The organism is Sphaerospermopsis kisseleviana CS-549, from assembly GCF_028329225.1.
Lineage (GTDB): Bacteria > Cyanobacteriota > Cyanobacteriia > Cyanobacteriales > Nostocaceae > Sphaerospermopsis > Sphaerospermopsis kisseleviana.
Window position 1 is genome coordinate 1 of the sequence record NZ_JAQMTI010000070.1, and the last position, 9,822, is coordinate 9,822.

Annotated in this window: 8 protein-coding genes; 3 read left to right on the forward strand and 5 right to left on the reverse strand. The window is 32.5% G+C overall.

Annotation, left to right across the window (positions count from 1 at the left end; genetic code table 11):
- Nucleotides 1–126 precede the first annotated feature (126 nt).
- A complete protein-coding gene (locus PN497_RS04920; protein WP_096565023.1) occupies nt 127–534 on the reverse strand; it encodes a universal stress protein in 408 nt (135 codons plus the stop codon).
- An 89-nt stretch (nt 535–623) separates the two neighbouring features.
- Between PN497_RS04920 and PN497_RS04925 the strand changes: the two genes are divergently transcribed.
- Complete coding sequence (locus PN497_RS04925) at nt 624–1,826, forward strand: phosphoglycerate kinase (protein WP_096565021.1); 1,203 nt, start codon at nt 624–626, stop codon at nt 1,824–1,826.
- Nucleotides 1,827–1,932: 106 nt separating this feature from the next.
- Nucleotides 1,933–3,630, forward strand: coding sequence for a reverse transcriptase domain-containing protein (locus PN497_RS04930; protein ID WP_096565019.1), 1,698 nt, complete (start codon nt 1,933–1,935; stop codon nt 3,628–3,630).
- On the opposite strand, the gene PN497_RS04935 is transcribed toward PN497_RS04930, so the two are convergent.
- The 4 genes from PN497_RS04935 to PN497_RS04950 form a co-directional block, all read right to left on the reverse strand.
- Nucleotides 3,627–5,279 (reverse strand): nuclease-related domain-containing DEAD/DEAH box helicase, encoded by a 1,653-nt coding sequence (locus tag PN497_RS04935; protein ID WP_096565017.1) that lies wholly within the window; start codon nt 5,277–5,279, stop codon nt 3,627–3,629. The two genes, PN497_RS04930 and PN497_RS04935, sit on opposite strands and share 4 nt — an antisense overlap.
- Nucleotides 5,280–5,531: 252 nt before the next feature.
- A complete protein-coding gene (locus tag PN497_RS04940; RefSeq protein WP_096565015.1) occupies nt 5,532–5,834 on the reverse strand; it encodes a DUF433 domain-containing protein in 303 nt (100 codons plus the stop codon).
- Nucleotides 5,835–5,900: 66 nt separating this feature from the next.
- Nucleotides 5,901–6,203, reverse strand: coding sequence for a hypothetical protein (locus tag PN497_RS04945; protein WP_272109733.1), 303 nt, complete (start codon nt 6,201–6,203; stop codon nt 5,901–5,903).
- Between the two features lie 342 nt (nt 6,204–6,545).
- Nucleotides 6,546–8,243 carry an NYN domain-containing protein gene (locus PN497_RS04950; RefSeq protein WP_096565011.1) on the reverse strand — a complete coding sequence of 566 codons (1,698 nt, stop codon included), beginning with the start codon at nt 8,241–8,243 and terminating at the stop codon, nt 6,546–6,548.
- 374 nt (nt 8,244–8,617) lie between these two features.
- Between PN497_RS04950 and PN497_RS04955 the strand changes: the two genes are divergently transcribed.
- Nucleotides 8,618–9,649 carry a VOC family protein gene (locus tag PN497_RS04955; RefSeq protein WP_096565009.1) on the forward strand — a complete coding sequence of 344 codons (1,032 nt, stop codon included), beginning with the start codon at nt 8,618–8,620 and terminating at the stop codon, nt 9,647–9,649.
- The last annotated feature ends 173 nt before the right edge of the window (nt 9,650–9,822 follow it).

The window sequence follows — 9,822 nt, forward strand, 5'->3', positions numbered from 1 at the left end:
CTGGTGACTGGGGACTGGTGACTGGGGACTGGTGACTGGTGACTGGTGACTGGTGACTGGGGACTGGGAATAATATTACCCATTACCCATTACCCATTACCCATTACCCATTACCTGTTCCCTGATCTAAGGCACAATCAAAACAGGACAAGGTGAAAGATTGATCACCCTGGTTGTGACACTATCATTTGCGCCTTCATCAGTTAAACCCAGTCCGCGAAAACCCATAATAATTAAATCTGCTCCTATCTCGTCAGCCACATCACAGATAGTAAAAGCGGGTTTACCCTGTCTTTCTAATACTTCAGCCGTAATACCTTGCTGAGAAAATAAGGTTTGGGCATTTTCTAGGAGTTTAGCAACTACCTCTGGAGAACCCATGATATTGCCAGCATCTCCATTTGGGGAGGGTTCTTCCACTACTGACAGCAATACCAAACGACTGTTGTATTTCTGCACGATGTTGGTAACTACGTCAGCGGCTTCTCGCGCTTCACGACTTTGGTCAATGGGAAATAGAACTGTTTTAAACATAAATTAATCTTCACACCCCTTACTCCGGTAAAATCTGGATGGTGATACTTTCCAAACAATAACAAAAAGATAATCAGGAGAATTTGGCTGTGTCGAAAAAAAGTTTAGCAAGTTTATCTGCTGCTGATATTTCTGGAAAACGTGCTTTGGTACGGGTTGATTTTAACGTGCCTGTTGATGATCAAGGCAACATTACCGATGATACTCGGATTCGGGCAGCGCTACCAACTATCCAAGATTTGACCCAAAAGGGTGCTAAGGTCATTTTAACAAGCCATTTCGGTCGTCCCAAGGGTGTAGATGATAAATTGCGTTTAACTCCCGTCGCTAAACGTCTTTCTGAGTTGTTGGGACAAGAAGTGGTCAAAACTGATGACTGCATCGGTGATGATGTAGCTGCTAAGGTTGCAGCTTTGGAAAATGGCCAAGTGCTGTTATTAGAAAACGTCCGCTTTTACAAAGAAGAAGAAAAGAATGATCCTGAGTTTGCTCAAAAATTAGCAGCAAACGCTGATTTTTATGTCAATGATGCTTTTGGTACTGCACACCGCGCCCATGCTTCTACTGAAGGTGTAACTAAGTATTTAAGCCCTTCCGTAGCTGGTTATTTGGTGGAGAAGGAGTTGCAATATTTACAAAGTGCAATTGAAGTTCCTCAACGTCCTTTGGCTGCTATTATCGGTGGTTCTAAGGTTTCCAGCAAAATTGGTGTGATTGAAACTTTGTTGGAAAAGTGCGATAAGTTGATCATCGGTGGGGGAATGATTTTCACATTCTACAAAGCCCGTGGTTTAAGTGTTGGTAAGTCCTTGGTGGAAGAAGATAAGTTAGAGTTGGCGAAGTCTTTGGAAGCTAAGGCTAAGGAACGTGGTGTTACTTTCTTGTTGCCTACTGACATTGTAGCGGCTGATAAGTTTGCGCCTGATGCTAATGCTACTACTGTGAGCATTGAAAATATCCCTGCTGATGGTATGGGTTTGGATATTGGTCCTGACTCTGTGAAGGTTTTCCAAGATGCTTTGGCTGATTGTAAGACTGTAATCTGGAATGGTCCTATGGGTGTGTTTGAGTTTGATCAATTTGCTGTGGGTACTGAGGCGATCGCTCATACTTTAGCAGAAATCGGCAAAACCGGCACAACTACCATTATCGGTGGTGGTGACTCTGTAGCGGCTGTGGAAAAGGTTGGTTTGGCTGATCAAATGAGCCACATTTCTACTGGTGGTGGTGCTAGTTTGGAGTTGTTGGAAGGTAAGGTTTTACCTGGTATTGCAGCTTTGGATGAAGCGTAATTAAATAGGGGTGAAGGATGAAGTTTTTAGGCTTTGTCCTTCATTTACGAAAAATAGAAAAAAATTATAATTTGTATAGGTTGAAAAATTAATTTGATGTTTAATTATGATTAAATTTAATTTAGAAGATTATCTGACTGATTTAAAATTAATAAGAAACTCTATTTATTATTCTATTTATAGCAGATTAAATGATGATCATGTTTGTAACTTTTTTGAATTACATATTAACTGCAAAAATGATACTAAAATTAATCAATTAGTTGAATATATCCATAATATTTACTCACTATCACAACCTTATATACAAGATAGATCATTTGCTTATTCTTATCCCAAGAATGACTTTTTCTTGAGAAGATGTATATATATTCCATTTAAAGAATTAGCAGTTAGATATCATCTTGTAAATACCCTTGCACTAGCAGTTGAAAACTCCTTTATTAAAACAAGTTTTGCTAATAGAACCCAACGGTCTAAAAGTGGATTTATATATTTATTTCGGGAATATTATCCTCAACACAAACAATTTATAGAATGGGCTGAGGATTTAATTATAAAATATAATAAAGAGGAAAAAGATTCTTATGTTTTAAAAGCTGATATAACATCATTTTACGATGCAATATCTCATGATTACTTAGTTAATTCAATTTTTAATTTAGTAGGTAATATACTACCCCAAAAATATGAACCTTTGTTGCGTCAAATTTTACGACCAGAAGTTGAGTTCTATTCTGTAGTGGATAGTTCACTAAAATCAGAGAAAAAACAACAAGGTTTATTAATTGGTAATAGCACAGAAGGATATCTCGCCAATATATTACTTAGTCAATTAGATGAATTAATGATTTCTCATAACTTTAATTATGCCAGATATGTTGATGATATTAAAATAGTTACAAATACAAAACAAGAGGCAATTAGAGCCGTTAATATTCTTCAGGAAGAATTGCATAGAATAGGCTTAAATTTAAACTCTACTAAAACAGAAATTATTCAAAATCCTAAATCTGTAGAAGAGCTATTTAGAAAAGATCATGAAATTTCGTTACCTGATCACTTAAATGAAGAGATATTAAGTGTGAAAAATGATTTAAATAATATCAATTTTGAGCAAAGATCGGAAGATTTTAAAAAAATTAATTTAAATTCTACTTTAAATCAAGAAGATAGTTATACAGTAACATCCTACTTATTCGATTTAAGTAATTTTGACGAATATGATGAAGATTTAGTTATAAATTTAATATCAAAAATTCCAGAAATAATTCAAGAATATCCTAAAACAATTAGAAAAAATACTTGGAGTATTGTAAAAATTATAAATTTTGGATATACCAGTGATGTTATTATTGCAGGTTATAAAGCAATGAATGAGGTTTTTAAAAACCCAAATATTATACATTATGCTAGGACAAGATTAATTCATAATTTAGTTAAACCTAGAAAAAAAGATCCTCCTTATATACTAATGATGGTGAAGAATAATCAAAAACTTTGTGAAAAATTGATTATTATATTTCAAAGTTTCCTATCTACTAAATCAATAGACTTGAATCTTAACGCTTTATATGCGATATGGATATTATCTCACAGAGATAATGGTAAGTATTTTGATGAGGATTTATTTAGAAATAACATCAATAATTATATATCTAGACCCATTTCGCATAATATTTCAAGAATTTTATCATCAATACTTGAACAAAAAAATAGCTTCAACTTTTTTGATTATTTTGATTTTACAGAATTGTCTAATAGTCAAGATAAAATAGGGGTAGATATTTTAGATTATAACTAAAATATATCAGCAATATTTTCGATATTTGAATCTACATCTTTTCTTAGTAAGAGATATAATATACTACAAGCCCTTGATCTACCGATATATCTTAATCTCCTTACAACAATAGTTTCAGAAGTTGCAGGTTCTAATTCAACTAATACAATTATATGATTTTCAAGCCCTTGAAAATCATGCCGAGTTGACCAGGTAATTAATTTGGCTTTATTAGTATTATCATTACTGGATAAATCAAATTTTTTCAAAACAAGCTGTTCTTTCTGTAGTAATAAATTAGTTGCTTCTAAAATCTCATCATTTGGTATATTAGAAAATAGTATTGTTATGTTCTTAGGTATAACTTTATCTACAGTTATCATCCTCAAAATTAATTGTACAACAATATTAATCATTTCTTCATCATTAGTATAATATTCTGTAATAACTTCCTTGAAATGTCTTCGTGGTCTTTGAATTTTCTTATAACTTGGACTGATGTATTCTTTGTAAGAATCAAAAATCTCAGCTGTATTTCTTATGATTTGTTGTAAAGTGTACTGAAATGGTCTAAATATTTGTTGTATCTCATTTTCCTTAGTTTTTTGAGAATCATCTTTAAACATTAGTATGGAAATGATTGATATATCTTGTGTATATTCAGCTATTTCTCTTAAAAATTTTACTTCCAATTGTTGTGCTTCATCAATAATAATTCTAATTTCTGCATATTCCTCATTAATTTTACCATCTAAAATATTTGGAAATAAATTCATTTCCTGAATAGTTAAGATTTGTAAATATTTATTACTTGTATTTATATTTATATGCAGAGAAATCTCATAACTAATATAATTTTTTAATTCTTGGGAACTTGTAATAAATAGAACAAATGTATCTGCTTTGATATCCGATATTGCTTGAGATATTGCAAGTTGTGTTTTTCCAGTTCCAGCAGGTCCTTCAATCAGAATAGGTTGATTAGCTTTATAATAAAAACCATCTAAAATTTTTTGCTGTTCCTTAGTAAGACGAATAATTTTTTCTTGCTCATCTTCTAATTCTGCACTAAGAGATTTTTTGAACTCAATTTGAGGACTAATTAAATCTTTGATTGATTCTACTACTCTCTTTCCAAGAGGTTTATGAGAAGGAAGGCTATGATATTTATATATTTCATTAATTTTCATACTTAAATTATTTAGATCATATCTAAATAATGTCACTTCTTTCTCCATAAAGGGAGCTAAGTTACCTTCTAATATATCAATATGAGGAAAACAAATTGCATATCCACAATTAAACCATTTATTTTTTAAGCTAGGTATTTTTTCTTTTAAAAATAAAGGTAACTTTTTAGAATTAGCTAATTGTTTTGTATATGGATTCTTATACGAAATATCATCACCAGATTTCCATTTATCATTTTCGCCATCATAGGAAAATCTAGTTCCTCCCTTAACTTCAAGAATTAAAAGACCCTTCTGGGGATGAACTAATAAAAAATCTGTTTCGGTCTCTGTTCTACATTTATATTTGTTTTTGAAAACCCAATATCTATCTTGGAAAATATAAAAGTTATCGTCAAGTTGAGAAAGTAGACCATATACTATCTTTTCTCCATATAAATCAGGATTACATGGACCGTCTGGAGGAAACATTTTAGCCATTTTTAATACTTAGTCCTGTTGTTAGTTTGCTTGGATTTATATTTAATGTTATGTTAAAAATATATTGTTTAAAATTATAAGTACATTTTTAAGCTATAAAACCTATGGAAAGCTGAATAAATTAATTTTATTACGGTATAATACCAATATTTCCTGAAAACCAGTATATTGTGTTACAAAAATTAATCTAATCGTTATCATCTTACCAGGAATTGCTAAGATTGACTCAGTTACAATCGTTTCATCATGACTTTAAGCCTTGATTGCTCTCAAAAGCTGTATCATCGGGGAAGGATTAGCAGCCGCTTCTTGATAACGCTGTTCTCTCCACCTAGCCAAACGCAACATATAAGCATCTATTTCCGCACGATTATGGAGATAGTATGTAATAGTAGCATGAATTTTTTCTAAATTCAGTGACGGCAACTCTTCCAGAATTTGTTCAGGTGTAAACCCTTGCAAGTAATAATCAATCACATCATCAATACCGATTCTATGCCCCTTAATACGGATATCATCTGGGTCTAAAAATTCAAAATAATCTTCTAGTTGCATAATTTCACCTTTATACTTGAGATTAGTTTAGTGGACATTTGATTTTCAAAATCAAGAATATCAGTTTTATTCGTCATTTTCACCTATTTCTCCATCTAATTCACGGCGATTTTTAGCCATTTCTTCAACAAAATCATCAAAGAAAGGATCGTCTTTAAAAATACCATCAGATTGAACTAATGGATGAAAATCTTTTAAAATTTCTTCACCGACACTTATAGCAGCATCAGTTGTCAATGATGCGACAATATTTTTCTCCATGTTGTTTTTAGCAACATTAATCTGATTAATTTTTTGATCAACAATTCTATCAATCAATGATTCTAAATCTTGTAAAGTCATTTCGGTAATAGATTGATTGTTTAGCATTTTTTCAATCTCCATAAATAGTATTTGTGAAAAAAGCAACTAAACTTGGCTTTATTTTAGCATACATCCTTACAAAAGCCTAAACCCTCTAGAACACCGATTCATTAATCGTAAGGGCGAAGCATTCGGGTGATAACCTATCACTGAAACCATTGATATTCTGTCCGAATGCTTCGCCCCTACAAGGTAAAAACAGATTACCTAGCATTACTGAATCGACGTTCTAGTAGTATTCAAAAACTTATTAGATATCTCCGAAAATTAAATATGCGTAATTTGAAAACCTTGGTATGGAAAATTCATGAATTGTCCCTACATTTTTTTCTGAGAGGTATAATATACTTATCCTGATGTCATGGTGACAGATGGTACTATTTTAAATTTATTTCCTTTCTGCTGGATCTGGAAAGAACTACAAGACTGTAAAAATTTGATAAAACTACCATTAATCTGTAACTCTTTCATTTGCTTAGTAATAGGTTTACCATATTGTTGATGAAATTTAATTCCTAAAATCCCAATATCAACATAGTTGTTGTTTGCTGTTTTCGTTAACTCTGTAAGAATCATTTTTAGTGCTTTTTCTAAGTCAGCAGCAGAATTGATCTTAGTTGATGAAACAGATGATAACACAGATACAGGGCTGGGAGAATCAAGTTTACTTATTTGCCATTTATTATCTTTGAGTTGAACTTGAAAATCACTACAAGATTGTAAAAACTTGGCAAATGTACCACCTATTTGTAACTCTTTCATTTGTTCAGTAATCGGTTTACCATATTTTTGCTTAAATTTACTGGCTAAAATACTAATATCAAAACTTTCATTTTTAGATTCTTTGCTTAACTCTGACAAAATATTTTTTATGGCCTTTTCTAAATCTAATTTGGTGGTTAAACTATTCACTAATGAGTTATTTTTAACCTGAGAGTTTTTATTATTTTCTGCTGGATTAATATCTTCTTTCTGGAAAAAATGTTGTTGTTCAAAAAGCGTGATGTATAATTCTCCTACATCATCAACTTGATGAATTACAAAATCTGCTGGATAGCTAATAAAAATATCTCTCGCTCGTTTACCTGGTAAATATTTAGCAATGACATTACTAATATTTACTTGATATTTCGTTTTATATAATTTAGAAATTTGAGACAGTTTAATCCAATAATTAGCTGTTTGCTTTTGTTCTTCTTTAATTAAATGTTTAACTTGCAGAACAAATTGATCAATAGATGGTATTTCTGGTAAGGGTTTAATGCTATGGATAATAGTTTTACCTGTGGCATTATTGAAGATATTGATATTTTCCCCCTGCTGACTGACTTGATATACTGTTAACCCATGTTGCTGTAAATTGTTACATAAATTTGTCATTACCTTATCAGATGAACAAACGAAAACTTCTTTAGCTTTGGGATAAAGTTCATGAATAGAAGAACCAAAAGCAATCATTTTTCCATCTGCATTATCCCTACCAGCAGGAACATGAATCAAATCATAGCCACGTTCATGTAATTCTACATCTAGTTTACCCCGATTACTCCAATTAGCAAAGGCAATTTTCACTTGAATCGGACATTGACAAATAGTTCCTAAAAATTTTTCTGTATTGATATTAAGTTGTAAATTTTCCGCATCTAAAAGTAAAACCCCTATTCCTACTGGTACTAAAGCAGGAAACAATGTAGAATTTAAACAGCTATTTAAATCAGATATAACAGGATTGTGATTTCTAATTTCAGCAATTAATTCTGATATAATTGGTACATTTAAAGCTGCGGGAACTAGGAAAGCTTTTAAATATAGTTGTAGCTTATTTATTAGTTCTTCCCTACTGCGAGTTTGACTGAGTAATTCTGTAAATTTAGCACTCAAAGCAGATTGATTAGCTGTTTTTTGCCATTGGACTTTTCTGTACTTTTCCATTAATAATTCTGGCTGCTGTTGTTGAATAGTAATGATGGTTTGGCAGACCTGAGAGACTATTTGATTTAATAAAGCAGAATCAGAGGTAGTAAGCGATCGCTCATGATTTGACATAACTTATACAATATAGTAAAGCATCCTTGAGGAAAATGCGTAATTCTTCAAAAATCTATCAAAAATCTATCAAAAATCTAATTTATACCTAATGTATATTTAGGTTATACCTAATTTATACCTAATTTATATCTAATTTATATCAAGTTTACAGTTTTAGATGTGGGAACATCTCTCAAATAGTATAAAAGTGTGAGTCTACTTTTGGGGAAATTTCCGCACTTGATATTCTCTCGCTGCTGACACTTCATAGGAAAAGCCCAAAGATTGGTGAACTTTTTAAGCGATCGCATTTAGTTCGCTTTCCGGGCTGGCTTTCCACTGTTCCCGACTTTGCCTATGTACTAACAGTTTACACTTAAATTGATTGAACCATGACTCAAGCAAAAACCACGACAATTGAAGGTATCTATGAAGTTTGTATTGGCGTTCCAGAGCCGATTTTAGCAATTCAATATTGGCAACAATTTGGTTATCGCATTGGATCAGTGGGAGAATTAAATGCAGAAACAGCGTATCAATTATATGGGGTAAACTCCTCTTTAAAAGCAATTCGTCTTAATCACCAAGATGCAGATCATGGTTTAATCAGATTGATGACTTGGGAAAATCCCACAAATCAAGGTTTAGGTATTAGTTCCATGAAAATTAAGGGTAATCGCTGGACTACAACTTTAACTGCTGATTTGTTAGGAATTTTAAATCATGGGGAAAATGCCAGAGCCGCAGGTCATACAATTAGATATACTTACCCTTACTGGGAAGTCATTTATCAAAAAGAACACAAAAGCCGTCCCTTTGCTGATCCAGCCGTAGGAGTAAGAGAAATGCTACTGCTGCAACCCTTAACGCGACAGGTGTTATTTCAACGCTTTGGTTATGTCATGCCCTACTATGGCAAAATAAATCACAATGCACCTTTTAGCACCAGTCAATTTACCCATTTGGGGTTAGTAGTTCAAGACGACAGCAAAGAAACCCTGCGGTTTTATGAAGAAGTTTTGGGTTTGTTGCGTGTGCGAGATGATGTAGAAACCAGCTATGAATCTTCTTTTGCAGGACGAGATTTTTTTGACCTCCATCCAGGGGAAAAGTTTATAGTTACGGCTTTTGATGATCCACGTTCTTCTCAAACCAACTTAATGGAAGCTCGCAGTGGTAGACTTTATATTGTACGCTTTCCAGAAAATATCCCCTTAGAATCAAGTTTTACATTTGCTCAACCAGGAAGTTTAGGAATGTGTCTTTACACTTATCGGGTGCAAGGAATACACGATTATTTTGATAAAATTCGGGCAAGTAATGTACAGAAATTTACTAATATTGTAAATAATGAATTTGGAGAAATGAGTTTTTCTTTTGTTGCCCCAGATGGTTATTTCTGGACTTTAGTAGCAAAAAGTTAGGTCAGGAGTCAGGAGTCAGGGGTCAGGAGTCACAGGGGAAACGCATCTAAATTTTATTGACAAAACACCATTTTTATGTATAAACGAAGAAATCCTTATTTATCGTTTGATTGATTTTTTCAGAGTCATCGTGATGGTTTAAATTATTGTCAATAAGTAGACGTTAATGCGAA

Bases quoted from the DNA above. Each gene is read 5' to 3' on its own strand.
- PN497_RS04940 (WP_096565015.1), bottom strand. From the start codon at position 5,834: ATGCAACTAGAAGATTATTTTGAATTTTTAGACCCAGATGATATCCGT.
- PN497_RS04935 (WP_096565017.1), bottom strand. From the start codon at position 5,279: ATGGCTAAAATGTTTCCTCCAGACGGTCCATGTAATCCTGATTTATAT.
- PN497_RS04950 (WP_096565011.1), bottom strand. From the start codon at position 8,243: ATGTCAAATCATGAGCGATCGCTTACTACCTCTGATTCTGCTTTATTA.
- PN497_RS04920 (WP_096565023.1), bottom strand. From the start codon at position 534: ATGTTTAAAACAGTTCTATTTCCCATTGACCAAAGTCGTGAAGCGCGA.
- PN497_RS04930 (WP_096565019.1), top strand. From the start codon at position 1,933: ATGATTAAATTTAATTTAGAAGATTATCTGACTGATTTAAAATTAATA.
- PN497_RS04945 (WP_272109733.1), bottom strand. From the start codon at position 6,203: ATGCTAAACAATCAATCTATTACCGAAATGACTTTACAAGATTTAGAA.
- PN497_RS04955 (WP_096565009.1), top strand. From the start codon at position 8,618: ATGACTCAAGCAAAAACCACGACAATTGAAGGTATCTATGAAGTTTGT.